This is a genomic window from Citricoccus alkalitolerans, assembly GCF_039528175.1.
GTDB classification, from domain to species: domain Bacteria; phylum Actinomycetota; class Actinomycetes; order Actinomycetales; family Micrococcaceae; genus Citricoccus; species Citricoccus alkalitolerans.
Genome location: NZ_BAAALH010000002.1, coordinates 1,469,344 through 1,494,346, shown reverse-complemented (window position 1 = coordinate 1,494,346; position 25,003 = coordinate 1,469,344). Strand labels below are relative to the sequence as shown.

Here is a 25,003-nt window from a genome sequence, read left to right as displayed (position 1 = left end):
ACCCCACACCTAAGAACAACTTTGCGGGCAGAGATGACTGGTCATCTCTGCCCGCACAATGTGGTGGCGAAGGATGTGGTGGCGAAGGATCAGGAGGCGGCCCGCAGCTCGCCTCGTGATCGATCCTCCTTATAGGGGGCAGGCCGCACCACGGCGCGTATTGACTTCTGCGGATGACCGGGGGCACCCCAGATCACGTTGACGCACGTGCCGATCTCCGCGTGCTCCACGTCCACGGTCGCCAGGGAGAGCATCTTGCGGAAGAAGTAGCTGTAGCCGCGGGAGGTCGCGGTGCCCACGAGAACCCCGTCTACCTCGATCCGGTCACACCACATGTATCCGCGCTGGTCCCGGGGCATCTCCATGAAGTCATAGTGTTCCCCTTCCCCGAGCAGGGAGTTCTGCACCGCGGCCACGTCCTCGGCGTTCCATTCCAGGGTGCGGAGCACGCGGCGCGGATTCGCCTTCTCCGCGGCGAGGGCCTGGGCGCCGAGGTAGTCCGCACGCCGCGTGGTGACCACCTTGGCCCACCCGAGTTCGATGGGACTGCGGTAGTACTCCGAGGGGTCCCGTCCTTCGAAACTGCCGGCGATGTAGGCGGGCTGGGCGAAGGAGGGCATGGAGGCCAGGAAGTACTCCATATACTCAGTCATGTCCTCGTCGAAGATGGCCGGAATGTAGTCGCTGGCAATGGTCGGGTAGGAAGCCTCGAGGTGATTGATCATTGCAATGCGCCCACCCATCTTGCGGATGTGGTGCTCCTGCCCGGCCTCTAAGACTGCTTGATAGACATCTTCGCCGAACTCCTTCGGCCCCTGCAGCTCGAATCCAAGCTCACCGGCCATCCCCTGGCGCAGGGCGAAGATGTCATGACCGGCAATCCGCACTGGCACGGCATGCATGAACTTCGCACTCAGCAGCACCTCGGCGTCGGTGAGCGACTCCAGCACCTTGATCGCCTTCGGCCCTGAGACCTGGTACATGAACCAGTCGTCGCGGGTGACCTGGGCGTCATACTCACCGCGCCCCAGGTTGAAGGACAACCAGTAACCGCCGCGTCCGTGGACCATGAAGTCTTCCTCGCCGAACTTGGTCAGCACGCCCTCGTGGATGACCTTGCCGTCCTTGTTCGTGTGGACGGCGTGCTTTGACTGGCCGACCTCGAAGGTCTCGAAGCTGTTGACGGTGAAGTCCGCGATCAGCTTCAGGGCGTCCGGACCGGTGAAGCGGTGCTGCCAGAGGAAGGACCAGTCGCCGATGTAGCAGGACTCCTTCCAGGACAGACTCTCGTCCATCCAATCGGTGTACTCGGGTAATCCGAAGCGGCTCCAGGCGTAGCCCTCGGGCCCTTTGCGCATGTCCTGAACGGTATAGGCCATCTGGTTCTCTCCTCGGTTGGTGGTGGTGCTCTGCGGTGTTGAGTTCGAGGTGTTCCGACGCCGGCCGGAACCTCGGCTGCCTCCGGCCGGCGGGTGAAAGGTCAGCGAGCGTCCGGCAGGACCACGTCCTCGACGGAGAGCCCCCCGTCCAGCAGTCCATCTTCCGTGCTGATCTCGATCAGCCGTTCGAGCGAGTCGTCATTGATGTCGTCGACCCAGCGCGGCAACCGAAGCTCCGCCGCGGTCTCCGGAGGAATCGAGGTATAGGTGTCGAGGATGGATCGCGTCTCCTCCGGGTGGGACTCGGCATAGTCCGCGGACTCGGCTATCGCCGCCTGGAACGCCGCGACCAGCTCCGGGTCTTCCTCGGCCAGGGCTCCGGTGGTGAAGTAGGCGGAAGCCATCAGGTCCGGGGATACCTCCATCCAGTTCCAGAAGACCGGCTTCATCGCTTCCGCTAGACCCATGGTCAGGAAGGGCTCCACGAGGAAGGCCGCATCAACGGTCCCCTGCTCCACGGCCGCGACCATGTTCGGGAAGGGCATCTCCACGAATTCGACTGCGGAGGGGTTTCCACCGGACTGGCGCACGGCCTCCTTCACAGTGGAGTCGGAGATGTTGTTCAGAGTGTTCACCGCCACGGTGTGGCCTTCGAGGTCAGCGGCGGACTCGAAATCCGAGTTCGGCAGGACCACGGTGGCGCCGTAGTCCGTCGCTTCGTCCCCGGTGCTGGAGCCGCCAGCGGCGATTACTTTGATGTCCAGCCCTTTCGAGGCTGCGATCAGCAGGCTGGTGGGATTGCTGAAGCCGAAGTCTGCCTGGCCACTCGTGACGGCGGGAATGATGGCGGCGCCGCCCTGGGCGGTCTCGAGCTCCAACTCCAGACCATGCTTCTCGAAGATTCCCTGGTCGATACCCAGATGGAGCGGCGCCAGGTCCACCAGGGGCATGACACCCACAGTGACCGTCTGAACCTCACCCGAGGCGCCGGCGTCGTCCGCCGCCCCGGTGGGTGCAGTGTCGCCAGAGGGGGAGCCACCGCCGCAGGCAGCCAAGGACAGGGCGAGGACGGCGGCGGCCGAACTAGTCCAGAGGACGGTGGAGCGGCGCTCAGAACGAAGGGGAAGACCCATGATGTCACCTCGAAGAACAGGGCTCCGTGGGGGTTGGAGCCGGCTTGGTGTGATGTAGAGCACTCTGGAACCAACGGTAGGATCGGAGGCACTATCAAGCCAATCAAAAGAGCCGAACTCAACATCGGGACCATCTATATAACCGCTTGACTTGGGGAAGCATGGGCACGGCTGATTCATACGACATGAACCTGTTGCGGACGTTCGTGGTCGTCTACGAGACCAGGAGCGTCACTCAAGCCGCGCACGTGCTGTACCTCAGCCAGCCCTCCGTCAGTTATGCCCTGGGCAAGCTTCGGAAACTCTTCGCTGATCCCTTGTTCCTGCGCAACCGCGCAGGTTTGGAACCGACTCCCGTGGCGGAATCGCTGTACCCACGGATGATCCAGGCCATCCAATTGATGGACTCGGTAGTACAGAGCGCCACCGAGTTCCGGGCCGCTGAGACCACCCGCACGTTCCGCCTGATGATGACCGACTTGGCCCTGATGGCACTCTTCTCATTCGTGGTCAAGGCCATCCAGGAGCAGGCACCATTGGCCAAGATCGAGGTGACGCTGTTGGATGTCGCCCAGCTAGAGGACCAACTGCGCCGCAATGAGATCGACGGGGCTATCGCCGTGCCGTCCTTCTCACCGGACGTCGTGGTCCGCGACCACCTGATGGATATGCCCTACGTAGGGGTCTGCGCCGCATCCCACCCTCGCCTCTCGGCGGCACCGACGGTGCCGGAACTGTCGGCGGAACAGCGAGTCGTGGTATCCGGGGCCCTAGGTCACCAGCATGTGGAACAGACGCTCGGTCAGCTGCCGGGGCAGCACGCATCCTCCATCGCCCTGCCGAACTACTCGGTGGTGGACGAGACCATTGCGGCCACCGATTCGTACTGCGTGGTGCCGCTGTTCCTCGGGGACATGTTCGTCAAGCGCAGCCCGGTGCGGAAGTTCATTCTCCCCTTCACCTTGGAGCCCGGACACGTCGGCCTGCACACACTCCGACGGGTCGCTCCATCACCTTCGGTCGAATGGCTCCGCGAGGTCATCACCGAGGCCCTGACCGCCTATCCCTATCCACAGCACATCGAGGACTACGACAACAGCTGGTTCACGTCGTAGCCGCACCTGCAGGGGTCACCGAACGCTATCTCAGTCGCCGAACCAGGCGCGGGAGAGCTCGGCATAGTGCCCATCGGCCGCCCTCAACTCCTCGTGCGTCCCCGACTCCACGATCCGTCCGGCTGACATCACCAGGATCCTGTCCGCGGCCACGGCCTGGCTGAGCCGGTGCGCCGCTACCAGTCCGCTGCGACCCTGCAGGACCCGTGCCGCCGCGACATCCAACCGGCGGGCTCCGGCCGAACTGGCCTCCGCTGTGGCCTCATCCAGCACCACCAGTTGAGGGTCGGCGAGCGCCACCCGGGCCAGGGCCAGCATCTGCAGCTGCATGGGATCCAGCCGGTATCCGCCCTCTCCGACCTCTGTGTCCAGGCCCTGCGGCAAGTGCGCCACCCAGCTGGCACCCACGGATTCCAGGGCCTCCTCGAGTACCGATCGGTCAGCCTCCGGCCGGGCCACACGCAGGTTCTCGGCCACCGTGGTGGCGAAGCCGTGCACCTCCTGGGAGACCATGGTGATGTGCTCGCGCAGGCTGCCCGGATCGGTCTCGACCAGCTCGATCCCGCCCAGTCGCGCCGTGCCGGACGTCGGTGCTGTCAGGCCCGCCGCGATCTGTGCCAGCGTGGACTTGCCCGCACCGGTGGTCCCGACGACGGCCACCACCTCTCCCGGCCCGATCGTCAGGTGGACGTCGTGCAGGGCAGGGGTGCCGTCGTCGTAGGTGTGGGAGACGCCGGCCAGTTCCAGCGTGCCGCCGTGCAGCCGTGCCGTACGCTCGGGCACCGGCAGGGAGACGACGCCGGCCATCCGGGCCAGCGAGGCCCCGGCGGACTGGACCTGGTCGAACATGCCGACCAGGGCCCCGATCGGGTTGAACAGCCGGTGGAACAGCAGGGCCGCCGTGGTCACGGCACCGGCGGTGATGTGTCCGGCGGACACGAGCAGGAACCCGGCACCCAGGATGGCCCCGAGCACCACGGCCTCGGCCCGGTTGTTCCGGCTGAAGGCGCGGGTGAGGAAGCCGAACACGCCGATGGACAGGTCGCGGGCCTGGGCGGAGGCGGCGTGGATGCGCTCGAGTTTCGTGACATCGGTGGATCAAGCATGCAACGCACGGACTGGGTGGACGCTGCCAAAGGGCTCTCGATCGTCCTGGTGGTCGTCCTGCACACGACGCTGTGGCTGCATCAGGCCGGGTGCTGTTGTGGGCCTTCCTTCTCTGGCCGGTCACTGTCCTCGGCTATCGGGTGGTCGGCGGGGCCGTTCTGCCCGAGGTGACCGATGGAAACCTCCGCAGCCAGGTGCTGTTCCTGGTACTCAGCCCGCTGAGACCGAACGCCGAACTCTGGTTCCTGTGGGCCCTGATCGTGTTCTTCTCCCTGGGACGGCTGGTTTGGCGACTGCCGCCGTGGCTGGTGCTGGGTGCCGCCGTGGGTGTCTCGGTCCTCTGGTCTGGCGTGGTGCAGCCGGCCATCGGCCCCGACCAGCGCGACTCGCTCGGCACCGGGCTCTATGGCTTCCCCCAGTACTTCGTGCTCTTCATCGGCGCAGCGCTGTTCGGTTCCCGGGACCGCTCTGCTCCCCCATCCCGACGTCGGGCGGGCCGGGCGCGATGGCTGGTGGCCGGCGTCGTGCTGGCGCCGCTGGTCCACGTGGGGCGGCACACCCTGGAGGTCTATCTGTCCCACACGGTGTTCATCGTGGCAGTGGCATGTCTGCTGCACGTCGCCGACGTGGAGGTGTCCGACTGGTCGGCGCCAGTAGTCGTTGCCGTGGTGGCGCCAATGGTCATCTGGCTCGGCTTGCTGGTGGGCCGAGCCGGAGCGGGCACTTGGATCCTCGAGGCTCCCGAGACTTTCCGACACCTGCTCTCGGGGCGGGCAGGGCAGGTCAATACGGGCACGGGGCCGGGCCGATGACGGGCGGGACCAGGGCGGCGTCGCCGGATCCCCGGCGTTTCTACCGGCATTGACGCTGGTCACGTGCGTACGGTGGGGTCACCGTCTCAAGTCGACCACCACCAGCGGTCCGTCCCTCGCGTGCTTCCCCAGCAGTCCCCCGCGAGAAGGCGAGCCGTCCTGAATGGAGCCTGACGTGACAGACCACATCATCGCGCCCGTCCCCACGCCTGCACCTGCGTCCGCATCCACACCCTCAACTGCAACCGCGACTGCTGCCGCCTCCGCGCCCTCACGGTCGGCCCGCTTGTCCCGACGACGGCTGCTGCAGGGCACCGCTGCCCTGGGTGGCGCCATCGCGTTCGGGACCGCGGTCTCCGCCTCCAGCACCCCTGCGTTCGCCGCCACCGTGAGCCAGCCGGACATCATCTCCACGAGCGACTGGGGCGCCTCGGCCGCCCAGGGGTCGCTTCCGATCCTCACGCGCCGGCCGACGCACCTGGTCATCCACCACACCACGCACGTGAACTCGAACGACTTCTCCGTTGCCGCCGCCGAGGAGGTGGCTCGGCTGATCCAGCGGAACCACATGACCAATGGCTGGGCGGACACCGGCCAGCAGTTCACCATCGCCCGCGGCGGCCAGATGCTCGAGGGCCGGCACGGCTCGCTCGACGCTCTGGTGGACGGGACCCGATTCATCGAGGGCGCCCATGCCTACGGGTTCAATGACCAGTCGGTGGGAATCGAGGTCGACGGGATGTACACGGACGATGTCCCCACGGACACGCAGTGGAGCTCCCTCGTGCACCTCAGCGCCTTCATCTGCCAGCGGTACGGGCTCCACGTGGACCGGATCATCGCGCACCGGGACGTGCCCGGCGCCCAGACGCTGTGTTGCGGGGATGCCTTCTACGGCAAGCTCTCCGCCTTGCGTGACGAGGTGACCTCGGCGCTGGTCAACGGGGTCGACGGCGGCTCGGGCGCCTCCGGCGACTACCCCACCGTGCGCCTCGGTGACGAGGGAGATGCCGTGCGCCGGGTCCAGGTCACCCTCGACGTCATCGGCCACGATCCCGGCGTTGCCGACGGTGTGTTCGGTCCGGCGACCGAGAAGGCCCTGCGCGAGTACCAGTCCTCGCTCGGCACGGGCGTGGATGGCATCGCCGGCCCACGTACCTGGGGCGCCCTCGCGACGCATCACGCCGCCGGCTCCACGGTGAGCTCCGGGAGCGCGGGGACCGAGGTCGAGTACCTGCAGCGGGGCCTGAAGGCCTCCAGCGGCGTCGACCTGGCCACCGACGGCTTCTTCGGGGATCAGACTGAGGCCGCCGTCTCCGCCTACCAGAAGGCCCGTGGGCTGACCGTGGACGGCGTCGCCGGCACCGAGACGTGGGCCGCTCTGAAGCACGCGAAGTAGTCAGTCGCGCGGCGGGATCTCGCTGGCCGCGGGCTACCTACGGCAGCGAGCCTTCTACGGCCAGCAGGCCTCCTACTGCCAGCGGGCCCTGCGCTGGCTGCGGGCCTCCCCTCCGCATCAGACTTCTTGCGGGCAATACAAAACCCCGCGGTCCCGGTTCCACAAAGGGAAGGGGACCACGGGGTTCCGTGGGCCGACGCGCGCCGGGTGACCGGCCGGCGTCGTGCGCGGGATTTCTCCTGCGCTACTGCATGCTGGGCGAGGCAGCCGAAGCGGTCCCGCCCACCAGGGGCAGAGTGAAGATCAGCGCTTCGAGAACTGCGAGGCCTTGCGGGCCTTCTTGAGGCCGGCCTTCTTGCGCTCGACGACGCGGGCGTCACGGGTCAGGAAGCCGGCCTTCTTGAGAGCGGCGCGGTTGTTCTCGCGGTCGATCTCGTTCAGAGCGCGGGCGACACCGAGACGCACGGCACCGGACTGGCCGGAGGGGCCACCGCCGGTGATGCGCACGATGACGTCGTAGGCACCCTCGAGCTCGAGGAGCTTGAACGGGTCGTTGACTTCCTGCTGGTGCAGCTTGTTCGGGAAGTAGTTCTCGAGGCTGCGGCCGTTGATGGTCCAGGCGCCGGAGCCCGGGACGAGGCGCACGCGGGCGATGGCCTGCTTGCGACGACCCACTGCGCCGCCGCCGACGGTCAGCGCGGGGCGCTCAGCGACAGCAACAGCCTCGGGGGCATTGGTGGACTCGGAGGTGTAGCTGGTCAGCTCCACTTCCTCGGTGGACTCATTCTCATTGAGAGTCATGGTTCTCCTTGAAAGATTGTGGTGGTGCTGACCCGTTACTGGGCGACCTGGCCGATTTCGTACGTCTTGGGCTGCTGCGCGGTGTGGGGGTGCTCGGCACCGCGGTACACCTTGAGCTTGTGAAGCTGCTCAGCAGCGAGGGAGTTCTTCGGGAGCATGCCGCGCACGGCCTTCTCCACAGCGCGCACCGGGTTCTTCTCCAGCAGCTCCGCGTAGGAGACAGAGGAGAGACCACCCGGGAAACCGGAGTGGCGGTAGGCGCGCTTCTTCTCGAGCTTGGCGCCGGTCAGGGCCACCTTCTCGGCGTTGATGATGATGACGAAATCGCCCATGTCCATGTGGGGGGCGAAGGTCGGCTTGTGCTTTCCGCGCAGCAGTGTTGCGGTCTGGCTGGCAAGACGACCCAGCACGACATCAGTGGCGTCAATGACGTGCCACTGGCGGTCGGCATCGCCGGGCTTCGGGGTGTACGTACGCACGTTGTTTGCCTTCGTGTTCGGTGTCGGTTACAGATTTCCGGCCCGCGGCGGTGAGTCCGGGGGCCAGTCACTGAGTTCATCGGTGCGCAGCCGGTACGCCAGGTGAGGACTGGAGTGAGGCCGGGTCCGAAAGCTTCCCGGCGGTGCCCTGGGCTATCGCGACCATGCAACCAGGCCACCCGAGGGTACAGCGAATCCGGGAAAGGACACGCACAACGAAGGTCAATACTACCGTGTCCACGCAGTCGGGGCAAAGCAGCTGGAAATCAAGGGAATGCGGGGCGAAAGGAGCGTGGAATGAGCGCGGATCGACGGCGGCACGAGGACGGGGGCGCGCGGGAATGGCGGGAGGAGGACCGAATGAGCGCGGGAGGAGGGTGGGAGGAAGGTGGGGGGGAGCGCGGGGCGAGCGCGGGAGGAGAGTGGGAGGAGAGTGGCGGGCGAGGAGGAAGGAGGGGGTGACCGGCGAGTGAAGGCGGGAGCCCAAGGGGGAAGGAGACCCCCAGGACGACGGGTGCAGAAGAACAGCGGGGCGGAGGGAGGCGAAGATACCGAAGGAGAGCCGAGGGGCAGGTGAGCCACGGGATGGAAGCCCCACAGGGCCGAGCGTCAGGCGCCCCGCATGCTGCCACTCGGCCGCACCACTCCCTCCCCTCCCGCAACCCTCCACCCCAACGCGTCACCCCCTGACACACGCCTCCAACCCAACGCGCTACTCCACAGAAAACTGATCACGGCGTGTCATCCACAGATTTCCAGAAGCCCTTTTCGGCTCCAGAAGGGTGTGATCGAATGGATCTATTCGAACATCTGTTCCCATACGGCAAGCGGGGAAACAGCAGAAGTCACCTCCGTCGGCGGTAGCGAACAGGTACGGGAAAGCCAGTAGGGGAAAGGAGGGCAGGTGTGACTGATGAATATGAGTCCCCAGACGGACTTGAGCGCCAGGGCGAGCACAAGAATGTGGACGAACATGGCTCAGGGACCGCCCCGCTCCCTTCTCTGGGCGAGCTCCCGCTCGGTCACCTGACGGCCTTGTTGCAGGAGGCCACCCGAGCCATGGTGCGTCGATTGTCCGGCCCCGATGCCTTGCGCGAGTTGAACGCCATGACTGTCCCGGACGACAGCGGCAGTAGGGACTGGGGAGCAATGCTGTCCTCCGTTCCCGACGAGCCGGATTATGACGCGATACCAGGGCTGGACTCTGCCACTTTCCTTGAGTCGACCCTTGCCCCGCCCGGGGAAGCCACCGCTCAACCCGCCGTCGTCACCCTCCCGGTGCTGCACCAGGTTCTGGAGACCGTTGGGCGCTCTGTCGCGACGGCCCAGATGACCTTGACGGGTCACACGGTGGAGGTGTTCGACAATCCACCAGAACGTCGTCGACTTCTCGGACTTCCTCAAGGGAAGACTGCCTTCCGCGATGCTACCGACTACCTCAAGATCGCACTGCGGATCGACGGCACCGAAGCTCGGCGCCGGACGCGCTGGGCGGCCACTCTGCGGCCGACCCGCGCTCTGTCCGGTGAGCCCCTGCCTCCCGCCCTCCCCCGGTTGTCCGCCGCCGTCCACGAGGGGAAATTGGACCGTGCCGCCGTGGATATCATCACCACGGCCTTGGACAACGTGCGGCAGATGGCTCGTCGCGTGGAGGCCGATCCACAGGCAGTCTTCGACCTCCTAGATGACGGCGAGGAGCGCCTAGTGGCGCAGGCCGAGTCCGTGGACCCGGGTACGCTGCGCAAAGTCGCGGCCCACTGGCTGAAGTGGGTCGAGGCGGTCGTGGATCCCGACGGCTCCGAGCCGAACGATGCCACGCTGCCCCAGCTGCAGGGTCTGATCCGCAAGGGTCAACGCAATGGACTGCACCAGTGGTTGCTCGCGGTCAATGATGAACAGAACGAGTATCTGCTGACGGTGGCGAACGCCGCCACCAATCCCCGGGCGTCCTACCGCGGCCAGTCGATGGAGGGTGCCGAAGGTGGCGCCACCGGGAGCGAGCATGTGGACCACCTGTTGACGGCAGAGGTTCATTCCGAAGGGGACGGTTCCTCGACGGCGGTCACCGCCGTCGACCCGCGCTCAACCCAGCAGAAACAACTCGACGGGCTGATGGCGTGCATCGCCGGCGGCCTGGCGATGATCGAAACGGATCAACTGCCCTCGACGGGTGGTATCCGCCCTCAGGTCTCGGTCCTGATCGACTTCCACACATTGCTGGGCGATCTGGAGAAGGCCGGCACGGTCACCGCCGAAGACCTCCTCCGGTTCGAGTCCTCAGCAACCTTCACCGGTCCGATCCACCCCACCACGATCCGGGCCATGGCCTGTGATGCGGACATCCTTCCGGTGGTTCTCGGATCGAGCGGAGAGGTGCTCGACGTCGGCCGAGCGCGGCGCCTCTTCCCCGCCCGACTCCGGCAGGCGATCGCTGCCCGCGATGGAGGATGCGCCGCGCCCGGTTGTTGGATTCCCGCGCCGTGGTGCGACGTGCATCATGTCGAACACTGGGAACACGGCGGACCCACCTCAGTCGACAACGGGGTCCTACTCTGCAACCACCATCATCACGCCGTCCACGCCGGCGCATGGGACATCGATATGGACTCCGGCCGGCCGTGGTTCATACCGGCCCCCTATCTGGATCCACGTCGACAACCACAGCGCAATCGGTTCTGGCGGAGGTAGCCCCATGGATCATGGGCAGCAGTCACACCACCGTTCGACGCGCCCGTGTCCCAGCGGCGCGCGAGGCCAAAGCACGGGGATCAGAGCCGACGTCGGGGTATTCGACGTGCTCAAGGACCAAGGCGTGCGGCGGTGCGAGCCGCGTCTGCGAGTCACGGACCATGGCCTCCAGACGTTCACTGACCCAGCCGGCGGGACGGCGCCCCTCGCCCACCTGAACGACGGCCGCCACGAGTGCACGGACCATGTTGTGACAGAACGCGTCGGCCTGCAGGTGGGCAGTGATCAGTCCGGATTGCCCGTCGCGGATGAAACCGAAGTCCTGCAGTTCACGGATGGTCGTGGCACCCTCCCGTGGCTTGCAGAATGTCAAGAAGTCGTGGAGACCGAGGACGGCTTTCGCTTCGGCGTCCATCAGTTCGGCATTCAACGGTTCCTTGTGCCAGTACGTGGATCTGCGGTTCAGCGGGTCCCGCGTCTCGGCGGAGTCGCTAATGGCGTATCGGTACGAGCGCCACAACGCCGAGAACCGGGCGTCAAAGCCCTCGGGCGCCAAGGATGCTCCAGTCACCACCAGCGCACCCCTTTCGCGGCTCAGAGCGCCACTGAGACGCCGCGCCAAGGTCGGCGCCGGTCCGGCCTCGTCCGGATTCCGTGTCACCGCGTTCCATTCGACCTCGGTCAGGTCAAAGTGCACGACCTGACCATGAGCGTGCACTCCGGCATCTGTGCGCCCAGCGACCACGGTACGAACGGGGCGGCGGATGATCATGGCCAGCCCATCCTCGAGGGCTCCCTGGACGGTCGGCAGTCCAGGTTGGGTGGCCCATCCCTTGTAGTCGGTGCCGTCATAGGCCAAGTCCATCCGGACACGGACAAGGGCGGGATCAGACGGCGTGGGCATGGGGATCATTCTAAATCCCGGGCCAGAATGGACAGAATGGAGAACCTTGAGCCGTGGGTGGCCTATCTGTTGACCGTGCTGCCCGGTGTGCTGCTGATCGGCATCATCGTGGTCCTGCTACCGCGGCAGGCGCACGGTGTGCGAATCCTCATGCTGGTCCTGGGGTTCATCTTCGTCCGCGACGCTATGAGTCCCCGCGGCCTGTGGACGTTCGGCATGGTGGATCCGTCCAGCTTGGTGGGTCCACCCGGCACCTCGACGGCAGCCGACTCTTTCGACCTGCCCATCCTGTGGTTGCGCTTTACTGACGACCCCGTCGCCCTCCTGGTGATGACCGCGGCATCCTTGGCACTCGCAGCAGCGATCGTCTTCGCCTGCCGGGACCTCCGGTGGATCGTGCTGTGGACGGGGCCACGATGGTGGAACTCAGCACTCGTGGGCCTCGTGGGCGTCGTGGTGATCGCGCTGCCCTTCCTGTACCTCCACGGCACCCTGGTCGAGTTGCTCCCCATCCTGGACGGCACACCCGTCGACCGTCCCGTAATCCCGGTTGAGCAGCGCGGCGGGACGGTGGCCGCCGGTGTGATGGTCCTCCTGGCCGTCTTCGCCCTATGCGGAAACCTCGTGGAGGAGGTCCTGTTCCGTGGCTTCCTCCAGGCCCATCTGGAGGATCACCTGCCAGGGCGGTCCGGCCGCTGGCGAGCAGCGCTGCTCTCGGCACTGATCTTTGCCGCCGGACACCTGTTCCTCGCCTACAACATCACCGGCATGGGGTGGCCGCTGCTCGCCTTCACCCTCTTCGAAGGGCTCGTCTGTGCCGGCATCGCGATGCGCCACGGCGTCCTCGGGGCGACTGTGGCACACGGCGGCGCCATCTTCCTGCTGACGTCCGGGCTCATCTGACGCGCCTCGCCCTCTGACGCGTATCGGCCTGCGCTGCGCTGTCACGAATTGACTTGACCTGCGCTGCCTTGCACGGGCGCGTATTGATTCGTCTCAGCCTGTCCTCGCCTGCCTGCCTGTCCCCCTGGCCCCCTGGCCCCCTGCCTGTCCGCCTGTCTGTCTGCCTGCCTGCCTGCCTGCCTGCCTGCCTGCCTGCCTGCCTGGAGCAAGCCCTACCCCAACCAGAAAGCCCTACTGGCGCCGCCCACGCCCCGAAGTCGCGACCGTTAAACCAAACGACCCGCACCTCCGCACGTGTTGTGCGTCGGAACGGGTCGTTCGGTTAGTGTCTGGCGAATCCTCTGCAGACAGCCGGTTCAGACCGAGAAGATCACTTCTCTTCGGTCTTCTCCTCTGCGGCAGGAGCCTCAGCGGCCTCTGCTTCAGCAGCCGGAGCCTCAGCTGCCTCGGCGGCCGGAGCTTCAGCAGCCTCAGCGGCCTCGGTCTCGGCAACTTCGGCCTCGGGGGCCTCCGCCGGAGCAGCGGTCTCGGCGGCCTTCTCGGCCTCCTTGACCACGGCCTGCTTCGGGGACACCGGCTCCATGACGAGCTCGATGACTGCCATCGGGGCGTTGTCGCCGTGACGGTTGCCGATCTTGGTGATCCGGGTGTAGCCACCCTCGCGCTCGGCCATGGCCGGGCCGATCACCGTGAACAACTCGTGCACGATGGTCTTGTTGGTGCGGTTCTTGGCCGAGATGATGCCCTGCACCTTGCGACGCGAAGCCAGATCACCCTTCTTGGCGAAGGTGATCAGACGCTCGGCGAAGGGACGCAGGCGCTTGGCCTTGGTCACCGTGGTGGTGATCTTCTTGTGCTCGAACAGGTTGGCCGACAGGTTGGCCAGCATGAGCCGCTCGTGGGCAGGGCCGCCGCCCAGGCGCGGTCCCTTTGTGGGGGTAGGCATTGGTGTTTCTCCTCAGATGGACCCTGACGGCTACCGGCCATCAGGACACTATTGGTGGTGGTACAGCGAGTGAAGAGACTGACTCAAGACCGGGCCGGAGCCCGATCCCGGTTCACGGCTCAGTACTCGCCGTAGGACTCCTCGGACTCCTGGGAGTGCAGCGAGGGGTCATAGCCAGCCGGGGAGTCCTTCAGGGACAGACCCAGTTCGGTCAGCTTTTCCTTGACCTCGTCAATGGACTTGGCACCGAAGTTCCGGATGTCCATGAGATCGGCCTCCGAGCGAGCAACGAGCTCGCCAACGGTGTGGATGCCCTCGCGCTTCAGGCAGTTGTAGGAGCGCACGGTCATTTCCAGGTCCTCGATCGGCAGTGCCATATCGGCGGCCACCGTGGTGTCCGTCGGGCTCGGACCGATCTCGATGCCTTCGGCTTCCAGGTTCAGCTCGCGGGCCAGCCCGAAGAGCTCTACGAGAGTCGTGCCGGCAGAGGCCACGGCGTCACGCGGAAGCATGGACTCCTTGGTCTCGACGTCGAGGATGAGGCGATCGAAGTCGGTGCGCTGCTCCACGCGGGTGGCCTCGACCTTGAAGGTGACCTTCAGGACCGGCGAGTAGATGGAGTCAACCGGGATCCGGCCGATCTCCGCGTCACCGGTCTTGTTCTGAGCTGCCGTGACGTAGCCGCGGCCACGCTCGACGATGAGCTCCATGTCGAACTTGCCCTTGCCGTTCAGGGTGGCAATGTGCAGGTCCGGGTTGTGGACCTCGACACCGGCCGGGGACGTGATGTCCGCAGCGGTGACAACGCCGGGACCCTGCTTGCGCAGGTAGGCGACCACGGGCTCATCGTGCTCGGAGGAGACCGAGAGTTTCTTGATGTTTAGGATGACCTCGGTGACGTCTTCCTTCACACCGGCAACGGTGCTGAACTCATGGAGCACCCCATCCACGCGGATGCTGGTGACAGCAGCGCCCGGGATGGAGGACAACAGGGTCCGGCGAAGGGAGTTTCCGAGGGTGTAGCCGAAACCGGGCTCCAGCGGTTCGATGATGAATCGGGAGCGGTTGTCGGCAACGACTTCTTCAGTCAGCGTGGGGCGCTGTGCAATGAGCACTGACATTTCCTTTCGGCGAGCGTCCGCCATATGACGCACACGATGGGTGGAAACGAATGGGGTGGGCGGGAGTGCACCGATGCGCACGCCCCGGCTGGCCGGAAGGGCCCGGAACCAGCCGAGGGGCGTGCGCTCGGTACGAGGTCAGACGCGGCGGCGCTTGGCCGGGCGGCAACCGTTGTGGGCAGAAGGGGTGACGTCCGAGATGGAGCCGACCTCGAGGCCAGCGGCCTGGAGCGAGCGGATCGCGGTCTCGCGGCCGGAGCCGGGACCCTTCACGAAGACGTCAACCTTGCGCAGTCCATGCTCCTGAGCGGCCTTGGCAGCCTTCTCGGCAGCCATCTGTGCGGCATAGGGGGTGGACTTGCGGGAGCCCTTGAAGCCCACATCGCCGGCCGAGGCCCACGAGATGACAGCACCGGTGGTGTCCGTGATGGACACGATGGTGTTGTTGAAGGTGCTCTTGATGTGGGCCTGGCCCACGGTGATGTTCTTCTTGTCCTTGCGACGAGGCTTGCGGGTGACCGCAGCACGTGTCTTGGGGGGCATGTGTCTCTCCTACGAAAGCTGGTGTTGTGCGGAAGTGACTGTCTTGCTGGGGAGAAGCTGGAGCCAACCGTGAACCGGGATTGCGGCGCGGGGGCCGTCCCGTTCCGGGTGACTACTTCTTCTTGCCGGCGACAGTCTTCTTCGGGCCCTTGCGGGTACGGGCGTTGGTCTTCGTGCGCTGGCCGTGGACGGGCATGCCGCGGCGGTGGCGGATGCCCTGGTAGGAGCCGATCTCGACCTTGCGGCGGATGTCGGCTGCCACCTCGCGGCGCAGGTCACCCTCCACCTTGAAGTTGGCCTCGATGTAGTCGCGCAGTGCAACCAGCTGTTCGTCTGCCAGGTCCTTGACGCGAGTGTTCGGGTCGATGCCCGTCGCCTCGATGGCCTGCTCGGAGCGGGTCTGGCCCACACCGAAGATGTACGTGAGAGCGATGACGACGCGCTTCTCGCGCGGGATGTCGACGCCTGCTAGACGTGCCATATGGCCGTCCTCCTTGTTCTTCTGAAGCAAAGGTCTGCACCAGCACGTCCCCTCCCCTGGGAATCTCTTCCCTGCGGTGCCTGGGTGACGGTTCCGGCGAAGTTCCGGAGTTTCATTCCGCCGACCGGCGTTACCGCGGTTCGGGTCCCCGGCCCTTGCGTCCAGGGGTTGCCGTCCACCTCGGCCCCTGCTGGACCCCGGGGGGACTCAGACAGGAATCCGCGGATTCCGGCTGTGCTGCTGTTTGGTCCGGTTGGACCTGGTCATCCGGTTGTGCTCCGGTCGACCTGAGGGTGCTGCGCGTAGATGATCCCGTCGAAAGACGAGGTCAGCCCTGGCGCTGCTTGTGGCGTGGGTTCTCGCAGATCACCAGGACGCGGCCCTTACGGCGCACCACCTGGCACTTGTCACAGATCCGCTTCACGCTCGGCTGAACCTTCATGGTTCCTCCTCCAGCGCTTGCTGTTTAGTGGTGGATGGGTTTACTTGTAGCGGTACACGATACGACCCCGATTGAGGTCGTATGGGCTAAGTTCCACGACGACCCGGTCCTCGGGGAGGATTCGGATGTAGTGCTGACGCATCTTTCCCGAGATCGTGGCTAGAACGACATGGTCGTTCTGCAAACGGACGCGGAACATTGCATTCGGCAATGCTTCGTTGACCGTGCCCTCAACCTCGATGACACCTTCCTTCTTAGCCATGTCCTCCACTTACGTTGTGCCAGACTCCAGGCGTCGGCGCGGGCGGTGCATCCGGGTCGCAGGCGACTCGAATACCCCACGTCCGTTGGACGGATGAAATCAGGCGGGGATGTTTCCGGCTGACCACCAGGGCGCATTCCAGGGGTACCTCGGGAATTCCGAAGGAACTCCCCAGGACACGGCGCACCGCAGAGACAACCAGCAAGCAATACTACTTGCTTCGAGCACAGAAGTGAAATTCACCCGCGTCAGAGTTGACCGCCCTTGGGGAAAGGGGTAGCGCCTTGGAAAAGGAGGGGTAGCGCCCCGGGAAAGGAGGAGTGATATCGCCTCCCCCTCAGGCTGAGGACGGAACTCGCGCGAATCAACAAGTCCTTCGGCAAGTGGTTCAGCAAGTGGTTCAGCAAGTTGTTCAGCCACTCGCCGGCTAGACCACAATGCACGACGCCGGCCGGCCTCCCAGCGGCGCCCGTCACCCAGCCGTTCTTCCGGCCTCCCAGCCACGCCCGTCAACCCAGCCGGCCTCCAGGCCGCGAGCGGTGCCGGTGCCCTCTGCGGCTGTGCTCTAGGGCTCTGCGGCTGTGCTCTAGGGCTCTGCCCTAATGCTGTGGTCTACTCGCCGATGGGAACAGGCACTACGCCGAGCGGGGCGAGATCGGCTGCACCACCGTCGGGCATGGTGAGCACCCAGATACCGCCGCGATGCCGCGCGACCGAGTGCTCCCACTGGCTGGCCCGGGCTCCGTCGCGGGTGACCACGGTCCAGTCGTCGGCGAGAACATCAGTGGCCAGCCCCCCGCGCACGAGCATGGGCTCGATCGCCAGACACAGCCCCGGCTTGACCTTGAGGCCACGGTGTCGGGACCGGTAGTTCAGCACGTCAGGGGCCTGGTGCATGGACGTGCCGATGCCGTGACCCACGTAGTCCTGGAGGATGCCCAGCGGAGCACCCTCCTGCGAGGAGACGAAATCATCGATGGCGTCTCCGATGTCACCGATGTACTTGGCCGTGGCGAAAGCGGCGATGCCGTGCCACAGGGCCTGGCGCGTGATCTCGGATAGTCGCTCGTCCTCGGGGTCGGCCGTGCCAGCTCCCGAGGAGCCGAGAATCACGGTGCGGGCTGAGTCCGAGTGCCAGCCGTCGATAATGCAGCCACCGTCGATCTTCAGCACGTCCCCCGCCTGGAGGACCCGCTCCCCCGGGATCCCGTGCACCACTTCCTCGTTCACCGAGGCGCAGATGGTGGCCGGGAAGCCGTAGTAGCCCAGGAAGTTCGGCGTGGCGCCGGCCTCCTCGACAACCGCGGCGAACACGGCATCGACGGCGGCCGTCGTCGTTCCCGGGACAGCCGCCGCGACGGCCGCGTCCAGGGCGCGGTGAAGGACCAGTCCGGCACGATGCATGGTCTGCATCTGAGGGACGGACTTCAGTTCGACCTGGCGGCGGCTCATCACAGCGGCTTCTCTGATCCTTCGTTGCGCGGGTTCTGAATTATCCGGGTTCTGGACTACTCGGTCTATGAACTGCTCAGATTCTGGACTGCTCGGTCTCTGAGCCGTTCGAGCTCTGGATTACTCGGGGTTCTCGCCGTCACCCTGACCGATCGGCTGGACCACGGGAAGGTTGCCGGTGCGCTCCCGGACGGAGTACACGGCCTGTAGCAGGCGCTCCGTGATGTCGTCGATCTGGCCGGTGCCGTCCACGCGGGCCACGATGCCGCGGGACACATAGGACTCGATCACGGCCTGGGTCTGCTCATGGTAGAGATCCAGGCGGTGCTGGATGACCTCGGCGGTGTCGTCAGCGCGGCCATCGGTCTCTGCACGGTTCAGCAGCCGCGCCACGAGCTCCTCGTCCGGAACGGTCAGCTCGATGACGACAGTCAGTGCCTGCCCGTCCTCCGTCAGGAAGCCGTCGAGGGCCTCCACCTGCCCGGCAGTACGCGGGTAGCCGTCCAGCAGGAAGCCGTGCTCGGCGTCGGACTGGCGGATGCGGTCGGCGACCATGCGGTTGGTGACCTCGTCCGGGACGAAGTCGCCATTGTCCATGTACTTCTTGGCTTCCTTGCCGAGCTCCGTCATTTCCTTGACGTTGTACCGGAAGATGTCGCCCGTGGAAATGGCCACGATGCCGAGCTTGTCCGCAATACGGGAAGCCTGGGTGCCCTTGCCGGACCCCGGGGGGCCCATCATCAGCATGCGGGTCATAGGTATTCCTTACTGTCGATCAGCGTGAATATTCGGTTTTCAGGAGTACGTCTGGGGGTTACGTCTACGGGGTTATGTCTACGGGTTACGTCTATGGGGGTGACCACGCGTGGCATCTCCCGGTTCCAACGCGGGGTCCGGGCGCGCCCACCGGGGTCGAGGACCGCTACCGCAGCAGACCCTCGTAGTTGTGCTGCTCCATCTGCGCATTGATCTGCTTGATGGTCTGCAGCGCAACGCCAACCATGATGAGAATGGAGATGCCGCCGAACGGGAAGTTCTGGTCGGCGTTGATCAGCACGAAGGCGATCATCGGGATCATCGCCAGGACACCAAGGTACATCGCACCCGGGAAGGTGATCCTGCTGATGACGTACTCGAGGTACTTCTCGGTCGGGCGGCCCGCACGGACGCCGGGGATGAAGCCGCCGTATTTCTTCATGTTGTCGCTGATCTCAACCGGGTTGAACGTGATCGTCACGTAGAAGTACGTGAAGCCGATCGTCAACAGGAAGAACAGGATCATGTAGACCGGGTGCGAGCCGGTGCCGAAGTACTCGGAGAGGAAGATGACCCACTGCGGCGGCGTGGTGCCATCCTGCGGGGTGTTGAACTGGATGAGGATGCCCGGGAGCATCATGATCGAGGACGCGAAGATCACGGGGATCACACCCGCCATGTTCACCTTGATCGGGATGTACGTGGACGTCCCGCCCACGGTGCGGCGGCCGATCTGGCGCTTGGCGTACTGCACGGGGACGCGGCGCTGGGACTCTTCCACGAACACCACGGCCATGATGGTCAGCAGGCCGACGATCATCACGATGCCGAACACGCGCCAGCCCTGCGTGGACCAGATCTGGCCCAGACCAGCCGGGAATCCGGCGGCGATGGACAGGAAGATCAGCAGAGACATGCCGTTGCCGACGCCCCGTTCGGTGATGAGTTCGCCGAGCCACATGATCAGGACGGTGCCCGAGGTCAGTGTGAGGATCATCAGCAGGATCACGGGGAGGCTGTCATCCGGCACGATCGGCAGGTTGCAACCGAGCAGCGCGCCGGTGCGTGCCAGCGAGACGATCGTGGTGGCGTTCAGCAGTGCCAGGGCCACGGTGAGGTAGCGCGTGTACTGGGTCAGCTTGGACTGACCCTGGGCGCCTTCCTTCTGCAGCTCCTCGAAGCGGGGAATGACCACTCGCAGCAGCTGCACGATGATGGCCGCCGTGATGTAGGGCATGATGCCGAGGGCGAAGACGGAGACCTGCAGCATCGCGCCGCCGGAGAACATGTTCACGAACGAGTACAGGCCGCCCGTGGTGTTGCCCTGGTCCAGGCAGACCTGCACGGTCCCGTAGTCAACACCGGGGGCAGGGACGAAGGCCCCGATCCGGTAGATGACGACGATCCCTAGGGTGAACCAGATCTTTCGCCTCAGGTCGGGCGTCCGGAATACCCGGGCAATCGCGCTGAACAAGCGTCCTCCTGGAGTTGGATGGTGCTGTGGTTGGACGCGGAAAGTAGCACTGGCGAAGGGTTGCCTTCGGCAGAACCGTTGCCGGAACCACTGACAGAGTCTAACGGAAAGAAGAAGGCCCCCGTGCCGCTATCCACGCAAAGCGCACGCGGATGGCGGCCCGGGGGCCAACTCTCGATTAACGAGAGGCTACATTCAGCTCTCCCAGAACCGGACTAAGCCAGTTCAGAGGGTCTCGGTGGACCCACCGGCTGCGGAGATCTTCTCCGCCGCGGAGGACGAGAAGGCGTTGGCCTTCACGTTCACGGCAACGGTGATCTCGCCGGTCCCGAGGACCTTCACCGGCTGGTTCTTGCGGACCAGGCCCTTGGCGATCAGATCGTCCACAGTCACGTCGCCGCCGGCCGGGAAGTGCTCCGACAGCTTGTCCAGGTTCACGACCTGGAATTCGACCTTGAACGGGTTCTTGAAGCCACGCAGCTTCGGCAGACGCATCTGCAGCGGCACCTGGCCGCCTTCGAAGCCGGCCTTCACCTGGTAGCGCGCCTTGGTGCCCTTGGTGCCGCGACCAGCGGTCTTGCCCTTGGACGCCTCGCCACGACCCACGCGGGTCTTGGCCTTCTTGGAGCCGGGGGCCGGACGCAGGTCGTGGACCTTGATCGCGTTCGGGCCTTCGACAGTGCTGTCAACTGAGCGTTCATCAGCCATGGTTGACCTCCTCAACCTTCACCAGGTGCGGCACGGTGTTGACCATGCCCACGGTGACCTCATCAGCCTTGCGGTTGACCGTGTGGCCGATCCGCTTGAGGCCGAGGGACCGCAGGGTGTCGCGCTGGTTCTGCTTACCGCCGATGGCGGACTTGATCTGGGTGATTTCCAGCGTGGCATCGCTCACGGCGACGTTCTTACGCGTGCTGAAATTAGCCATTGGCGGCACCTGCCTTCTCGCTCTTCTTCGCGCGATCCTGCTCCATGGTGCGGAGCATCGCGTGAGGAGCGACCTCGTCCAGGGTCTTGCCACGACGGGCAGCCACGGACTGGGGCTCCTCCAGCTGCTTGAGGGCATCCACGGTGCCGCGCACGATGTTGATCACGTTGGCGGACCCCATCGACTTCGACAGCACGTCATGAATACCTGCGCACTCCAGCACGGCGCGGACCGGACCGCCGGCGATCACGCCGGTACCCGGGGAAGCCGGACGCAGGAGCACCACACCGGCGGCGTCCTCACCCTGCACGAGGTGCGGGATGGTGGAGCCGACGCGCGGAACGCGGAAGAAGGACTTCTTGGCCTCTTCAACGCCCTTGGCGATCGCGGCCGGAACTTCCTTGGCCTTGCCGTAGCCGACGCCCACCAGGCCGTCGCCGTCGCCCACGATCACCAGGGCGGTGAAGGAGAACCGACGACCACCCTTGACGACCTTGGACACACGGTTGATGGCCACGACGCGCTCCAGGAACTTGTCCTTGTCGTCGTCGCGACCGCCACGGCCACCACCACGGTCGTCGCGGCGTCCGCCACGGCCACCACGGTCGTTCCCGCCGGCGTTGCCGCCACGGTCGTTGCCGCGGCCGCGGTCGTTGCCACCACGGCCGCCACGGTTGCCCTGGCCTTCAGTGGACTGGCTGGCCGAACCGGCAGCGGTCTCAGACGCGCCACCAACGGCAGTGTTCTCGGTGTTTTCGGTCACCTGAGTGTCCTTCTTGTTGCTCTCGGTGTTCGACTCGCTCACAGCTGCAGCCCACCTTCCCGGGCACCGTCAGCGACGGCGGCCACACGACCGTGGTACTTGTTGCCGCCGCGGTCGAAGACCACGGCCTCAATGCCGGCGGCCTTGGTACGCTCGGCCACCAGCTCACCGACCTTCTTCGCCTTGGCGGACTTGTCGCCCTCGAGGGCGCGCAGATCGGCTTCCATGGTGGACGCCGAGGCCAGGGTGACACCGCGGGTGTCGTCCACGACCTGCACGAAGATGTGACGTGCAGAGCGGTTGACCACCAGACGGGGACGGATGGCAGTGCCGGAGATCCGCTTGCGAACGCGCAAGTGGCGGCGGGTGCGGGAGACGAACTTCCCCTTGCCCTTCACTTTCAGCGTGGACATTACTTACCTGCCTTTCCGGCCTTGCGGCGAATAACCTCGCCTGCGTAACGCACACCCTTGCCCTTGTACGGGTCAGGACGGCGCAGCTTGCGGATGTTCGCAGCGGTCTCGCCGACGCGCTGCTTGTCGATGCCGACCACGGTCACCTTGTTGCCCTCGACCTTGAAGGAGATTCCCTCCGGGGCCTTGACGGGAACGGGGTGCGAGTAGCCGAGGGCGAACTCGAGGTCCGAGCCCTTGGCGAGCACGCGGTAACCGGTGCCGATGACCTCGAGCTGCTTCTCGTAACCGTCGGTCACACCGACGATCATGTTCGAGATCAGGGTCCGGGTCAGGCCGTGCAGGGAACGCGATTCGCGCTCGTCGTTCGGGCGGGTCACCGTGATGGTGCCCTCCTCGAACGAGATCTCGATCGGGCTGGCCACAGCGTGGCTCAGCTCGCCCTTGGGGCCCTTCACGGCAACGTTCGATCCGTCGATCTTGATCTCGACGCCGGACGGCACGGTAATCGGAAGACGTCCAATACGTGACATGTCTGTTCTACCTTTCTTCCGTCTTAGCCGTTACCAGACGTAAGCGAGGATTTCCCCACCTACGCCCTTCTTGGCAGCCTGGCGGTCGGTGAGCAGACCGGAGGAGGTGGACAGGATGGCGATACCCAGGCCGCCCAGCACGTGCGGCAGGTTGGTGGACTTGGCGTACACGCGCAGACCGGGCTTGGAGATGCGGCGCAGGCCGGCAATGGCCCGCTCTCGCTGAGGACCGAACTTCAGCTCGATGACGAGCCGCTTGCCCACCTGGGCGTCCTCTTCCTTGTAGTCAGCGATGTAGCCCTCGGACTTGAGAATGTCGGCCACGCGAATCTTCAGCTTGGACGACGGCATTTCCACGGAGTCGTGGAAGGCCGAGTTGGCGTTGCGCAGACGCGTCAGCATGTCTGCGACAGGATCTGTCATGGTCATGTGGGCTTCATGCCCTTCCTCGTTGCGGTTTCCCTTCCCGGTACACCGGTGGGACCTGCAACGTAGATAATTACTTCTGAGTGGACTTCGTGGGCTTGTCGAACGGCTGGAACGGGAAGCCGAGCGCCTTGAGCAGCGCGCGTCCCTCGTCGTCCGTCTTGGCGGTGGTCACCACAGTGATGTCCATGCCGCGCACGCGGTCGATCTTGTCCTGGTCGATCTCGTGGAAGACCGACTGTTCGGCCAGACCGAACGTGTAGTTGCCGTTGCCGTCGAACTGCTTCGGCGACAGGCCGCGGAAGTCACGGATACGCGGCAGCGCAAAGGTGACCAGGCGGTCCAGGAACTCCCACATGCGGTCGCCACGCAGGGTCACGTGGGTGCCGATCGGCATGCCTTCACGCAGCTTGAACTGCGCGATGGACTTGCGGGCCTTGGTCACCTGCGGCTTCTGGCCCGTGATCTGGGTCAGGTCGCGGATGGCGCCGTCGATGATCTTCGAGTCCTTGGCTGCCTCGCCGACACCCATGTTCACGACGACCTTCACGAGGCCGGGGATCTGCATGAGGTTGGCGTAGGCGAACTCCTCCTGAAGGGTGCCGCGAATCTCTTCGCGGTACTTGTTCTTCAGGCGAGGGGCCACCTGCGGGGCGGTGGTGTCTGCAGTCTGCACCTCAGTCATCACAGCTCCTTTCCGGAGGCCTTGGCGAAGCGGACCTTGATGGTCTTGGACTCGCCGTTCTTCTCCACGGTCTCGAAGCGGTAACCCACGCGGGTTGGCTTCTGGGTCTCGGGATCCACGACGGCCACGTTCGAGACGTGAACGGGGGCCTCAACGACCTGCAGGCCGCCTTCGGTGGAACCGTTGTTGTTCTGGCCGGCACGCAGGTGCTTGGTGACGCGGTTGACGCCTTCCACCAGCACGCGGTCACGGGACGGGAAGACGCGCAGGACCTTGCCCTGCTTGCCCTTGTCCTTGCCGGCGATGATCTGGACGAGGTCGTCCTTCTTGATCTTCGACATGTGTCAGATCACCTCCGGTGCCAGCGACACGATCTTCATGAACTTCTTGTCACGCAGCTCGCGGCCCACGGGGCCGAAGATGCGAGTGCCTCGTGGCTCGCCATCGGTCTTGAGGATGACGGCGGCGTTCTCGTCGAACTTGATGTAGGAGCCATCGGGACGACGGCGTTCCTTCTTGGTCCGAACGATGACTGCCTTGACGACGTCGCCCTTCTTGACGTTGCCGCCCGGGATGGCGTCCTTCACGGTGGCGACGATGGTGTCGCCGATACCTGCATAGCGGCGTCCGGATCCACCGAGAACACGGATGGTCAAGATTTCCTTGGCACCAGTGTTGTCGGCGATCTTAAGCCGCGATTCCTGCTGAATCACTCGTTACTCCTGTCGTCGCGCTGGTTCTCCCCCGAAGCCGGGCGAGCCTTGCGGAACGGATATTTGATGTTCCCGGGCCACTTACCCCTGCCCCAGTGGCGTATGGGCCGGCTGCAGAGCCTTCCGCTTCCCCTGTCAGACGGGAACCAGCGCTGCAACAACCGTCCATCCGCAGGGCAAGGCCGAGGCGGCTGATCGAGAAGTTTTGCGAAACCCTTGGCGCGCGGGGTGGATAGTCCCGCCAACAAGGGCGCACAGATGGTCTATCTTAGCCCACGGGAGACCCAGCAGGCTAATTGACCTTCTGTGCTGGACCAACCACCAGCACAAAGCACGACGCCGGCC

At 65.2% G+C, this 25,003-nt stretch carries 29 protein-coding genes; 5 read left to right on the top strand and 24 right to left on the bottom strand.

Annotation, left to right across the window (positions count from 1 at the left end):
• Positions 1–89: 89 nt before the first annotated feature.
• Entirely contained in the window at positions 90–1,379 is a 1,290-nt protein-coding gene (locus ABD134_RS12715; RefSeq protein WP_344229975.1) for a hypothetical protein, read from the bottom strand.
• Positions 1,380–1,480: 101 nt separating this feature from the next.
• Positions 1,481–2,512 carry an ABC transporter substrate-binding protein gene (locus ABD134_RS12710; protein WP_344229974.1) on the bottom strand — a complete coding sequence of 344 codons (1,032 nt, stop codon included), beginning with the start codon at positions 2,510–2,512 and terminating at the stop codon, positions 1,481–1,483.
• A gap of 185 nt (positions 2,513–2,697) precedes the next feature.
• Between ABD134_RS12710 and ABD134_RS12705 the strand changes: the two genes are divergently transcribed.
• Positions 2,698–3,627: a LysR family transcriptional regulator gene (locus ABD134_RS12705; protein ID WP_344229972.1), complete on the top strand. Its 930-nt coding sequence runs from the start codon at positions 2,698–2,700 to the stop codon at positions 3,625–3,627.
• A 30-nt stretch (positions 3,628–3,657) separates the two neighbouring features.
• Here ABD134_RS12705 and ABD134_RS12700 read toward each other — a convergent pair whose 3' ends face one another.
• On the bottom strand, positions 3,658–4,656 hold the full coding sequence (locus ABD134_RS12700) for an ABC transporter ATP-binding protein (protein WP_344229970.1): 999 nt from the start codon (positions 4,654–4,656) through the stop codon (positions 3,658–3,660).
• Between the two features lie 149 nt (positions 4,657–4,805).
• Between ABD134_RS12700 and ABD134_RS12695 the strand changes: the two genes are divergently transcribed.
• Both ABD134_RS12695 and ABD134_RS12690 read left to right on the top strand, forming a co-directional pair.
• Positions 4,806–5,546 carry a hypothetical protein gene (locus tag ABD134_RS12695; protein WP_344229969.1) on the top strand — a complete coding sequence of 247 codons (741 nt, stop codon included), beginning with the start codon at positions 4,806–4,808 and terminating at the stop codon, positions 5,544–5,546.
• A gap of 286 nt (positions 5,547–5,832) precedes the next feature.
• Positions 5,833–6,945 carry a peptidoglycan recognition protein family protein gene (locus tag ABD134_RS12690; RefSeq protein WP_344229968.1) on the top strand — a complete coding sequence of 371 codons (1,113 nt, stop codon included), beginning with the start codon at positions 5,833–5,835 and terminating at the stop codon, positions 6,943–6,945.
• Between the two features lie 303 nt (positions 6,946–7,248).
• Here the strand turns inward: ABD134_RS12690 and rpsI are convergent, their stop codons facing one another.
• The gene (rpsI, locus tag ABD134_RS12685) at positions 7,249–7,746 is read right to left on the bottom strand and encodes a 30S ribosomal protein S9 (RefSeq protein ID WP_313817047.1); all 498 of its coding nucleotides are present in this window, start codon (positions 7,744–7,746) and stop codon (positions 7,249–7,251) included.
• Positions 7,747–7,781: 35 nt separating this feature from the next.
• Complete coding sequence (gene rplM, locus ABD134_RS12680) at positions 7,782–8,225, bottom strand: 50S ribosomal protein L13 (protein WP_115931866.1); 444 nt, start codon at positions 8,223–8,225, stop codon at positions 7,782–7,784.
• A gap of 906 nt (positions 8,226–9,131) precedes the next feature.
• On the opposite strand from rplM, the gene ABD134_RS12675 reads away from it, so the two are divergent.
• A complete protein-coding gene (locus ABD134_RS12675; RefSeq protein WP_344229963.1) occupies positions 9,132–10,913 on the top strand; it encodes an HNH endonuclease signature motif containing protein in 1,782 nt (593 codons plus the stop codon).
• A 22-nt stretch (positions 10,914–10,935) separates the two neighbouring features.
• Here the strand turns inward: ABD134_RS12675 and truA are convergent, their stop codons facing one another.
• On the bottom strand, positions 10,936–11,826 hold the full coding sequence (truA, locus tag ABD134_RS12670; protein ID WP_378108181.1) for a tRNA pseudouridine(38-40) synthase TruA: 891 nt from the start codon (positions 11,824–11,826) through the stop codon (positions 10,936–10,938).
• A 27-nt stretch (positions 11,827–11,853) separates the two neighbouring features.
• Between truA and ABD134_RS12665 the strand changes: the two genes are divergently transcribed.
• Entirely contained in the window at positions 11,854–12,720 is an 867-nt protein-coding gene (locus ABD134_RS12665; RefSeq protein WP_344229959.1) for a CPBP family intramembrane glutamic endopeptidase, read from the top strand.
• 370 nt (positions 12,721–13,090) lie between these two features.
• Here the strand turns inward: ABD134_RS12665 and rplQ are convergent, their stop codons facing one another.
• From rplQ to rplN, 18 genes are all read right to left on the bottom strand, one after another.
• Positions 13,091–13,666, bottom strand: a complete 576-nt coding sequence (rplQ, locus tag ABD134_RS12660) for a 50S ribosomal protein L17 (protein ID WP_344229958.1) — start codon at positions 13,664–13,666, stop codon at positions 13,091–13,093.
• Positions 13,667–13,785: 119 nt separating this feature from the next.
• Positions 13,786–14,781, bottom strand: coding sequence for a DNA-directed RNA polymerase subunit alpha (locus tag ABD134_RS12655; protein ID WP_159552306.1), 996 nt, complete (start codon positions 14,779–14,781; stop codon positions 13,786–13,788).
• A 144-nt stretch (positions 14,782–14,925) separates the two neighbouring features.
• Positions 14,926–15,330 carry a 30S ribosomal protein S11 gene (gene rpsK, locus ABD134_RS12650; RefSeq protein ID WP_115931872.1) on the bottom strand — a complete coding sequence of 135 codons (405 nt, stop codon included), beginning with the start codon at positions 15,328–15,330 and terminating at the stop codon, positions 14,926–14,928.
• Positions 15,331–15,442: 112 nt separating this feature from the next.
• On the bottom strand, positions 15,443–15,811 hold the full coding sequence (gene rpsM / locus ABD134_RS12645) for a 30S ribosomal protein S13 (RefSeq protein ID WP_115931873.1): 369 nt from the start codon (positions 15,809–15,811) through the stop codon (positions 15,443–15,445).
• Between the two features lie 328 nt (positions 15,812–16,139).
• Positions 16,140–16,253, bottom strand: a complete 114-nt coding sequence (gene rpmJ / locus ABD134_RS12640) for a 50S ribosomal protein L36 (RefSeq protein WP_010145295.1) — start codon at positions 16,251–16,253, stop codon at positions 16,140–16,142.
• A 40-nt stretch (positions 16,254–16,293) separates the two neighbouring features.
• The gene (infA, locus tag ABD134_RS12635; protein WP_115933332.1) at positions 16,294–16,515 is read right to left on the bottom strand and encodes a translation initiation factor IF-1; all 222 of its coding nucleotides are present in this window, start codon (positions 16,513–16,515) and stop codon (positions 16,294–16,296) included.
• A 612-nt stretch (positions 16,516–17,127) separates the two neighbouring features.
• Positions 17,128–17,967, bottom strand: a complete 840-nt coding sequence (map, locus tag ABD134_RS12630; RefSeq protein WP_344229953.1) for a type I methionyl aminopeptidase — start codon at positions 17,965–17,967, stop codon at positions 17,128–17,130.
• A gap of 120 nt (positions 17,968–18,087) precedes the next feature.
• Complete coding sequence (locus tag ABD134_RS12625) at positions 18,088–18,723, bottom strand: adenylate kinase (RefSeq protein WP_115931876.1); 636 nt, start codon at positions 18,721–18,723, stop codon at positions 18,088–18,090.
• 166 nt (positions 18,724–18,889) lie between these two features.
• Positions 18,890–20,197 (bottom strand): preprotein translocase subunit SecY, encoded by a 1,308-nt coding sequence (gene secY / locus ABD134_RS12620; RefSeq protein WP_344229951.1) that lies wholly within the window; start codon positions 20,195–20,197, stop codon positions 18,890–18,892.
• 225 nt (positions 20,198–20,422) lie between these two features.
• Complete coding sequence (gene rplO / locus ABD134_RS12615; RefSeq protein WP_115931878.1) at positions 20,423–20,905, bottom strand: 50S ribosomal protein L15; 483 nt, start codon at positions 20,903–20,905, stop codon at positions 20,423–20,425.
• Complete coding sequence (gene rpmD / locus ABD134_RS12610; protein WP_344229949.1) at positions 20,898–21,125, bottom strand: 50S ribosomal protein L30; 228 nt, start codon at positions 21,123–21,125, stop codon at positions 20,898–20,900. Before rpmD ends, rplO begins: the two co-directional genes overlap by 8 nt.
• Positions 21,118–21,930 carry a 30S ribosomal protein S5 gene (gene rpsE, locus ABD134_RS12605; protein ID WP_344229948.1) on the bottom strand — a complete coding sequence of 271 codons (813 nt, stop codon included), beginning with the start codon at positions 21,928–21,930 and terminating at the stop codon, positions 21,118–21,120. The genes rpmD and rpsE overlap by 8 nt, the downstream gene beginning before the upstream one ends.
• A complete protein-coding gene (rplR, locus tag ABD134_RS12600; protein WP_344229946.1) occupies positions 21,927–22,301 on the bottom strand; it encodes a 50S ribosomal protein L18 in 375 nt (124 codons plus the stop codon). Before rplR ends, rpsE begins: the two co-directional genes overlap by 4 nt.
• On the bottom strand, positions 22,301–22,834 hold the full coding sequence (rplF, locus tag ABD134_RS12595; RefSeq protein ID WP_344229944.1) for a 50S ribosomal protein L6: 534 nt from the start codon (positions 22,832–22,834) through the stop codon (positions 22,301–22,303). Before rplF ends, rplR begins: the two co-directional genes overlap by 1 nt.
• Before the next feature lie 30 nt (positions 22,835–22,864).
• Positions 22,865–23,263 carry a 30S ribosomal protein S8 gene (gene rpsH / locus ABD134_RS12590; RefSeq protein WP_115931883.1) on the bottom strand — a complete coding sequence of 133 codons (399 nt, stop codon included), beginning with the start codon at positions 23,261–23,263 and terminating at the stop codon, positions 22,865–22,867.
• Positions 23,264–23,333: 70 nt separating this feature from the next.
• Positions 23,334–23,945: a 50S ribosomal protein L5 gene (gene rplE / locus ABD134_RS12585; protein ID WP_344229942.1), complete on the bottom strand. Its 612-nt coding sequence runs from the start codon at positions 23,943–23,945 to the stop codon at positions 23,334–23,336.
• Complete coding sequence (rplX, locus tag ABD134_RS12580; RefSeq protein WP_344229940.1) at positions 23,945–24,286, bottom strand: 50S ribosomal protein L24; 342 nt, start codon at positions 24,284–24,286, stop codon at positions 23,945–23,947. Before rplX ends, rplE begins: the two co-directional genes overlap by 1 nt.
• A 3-nt stretch (positions 24,287–24,289) precedes the next feature.
• Positions 24,290–24,658, bottom strand: coding sequence for a 50S ribosomal protein L14 (gene rplN / locus ABD134_RS12575; protein WP_115931886.1), 369 nt, complete (start codon positions 24,656–24,658; stop codon positions 24,290–24,292).
• Between the last annotated feature and the right edge of the window lie 345 nt (positions 24,659–25,003).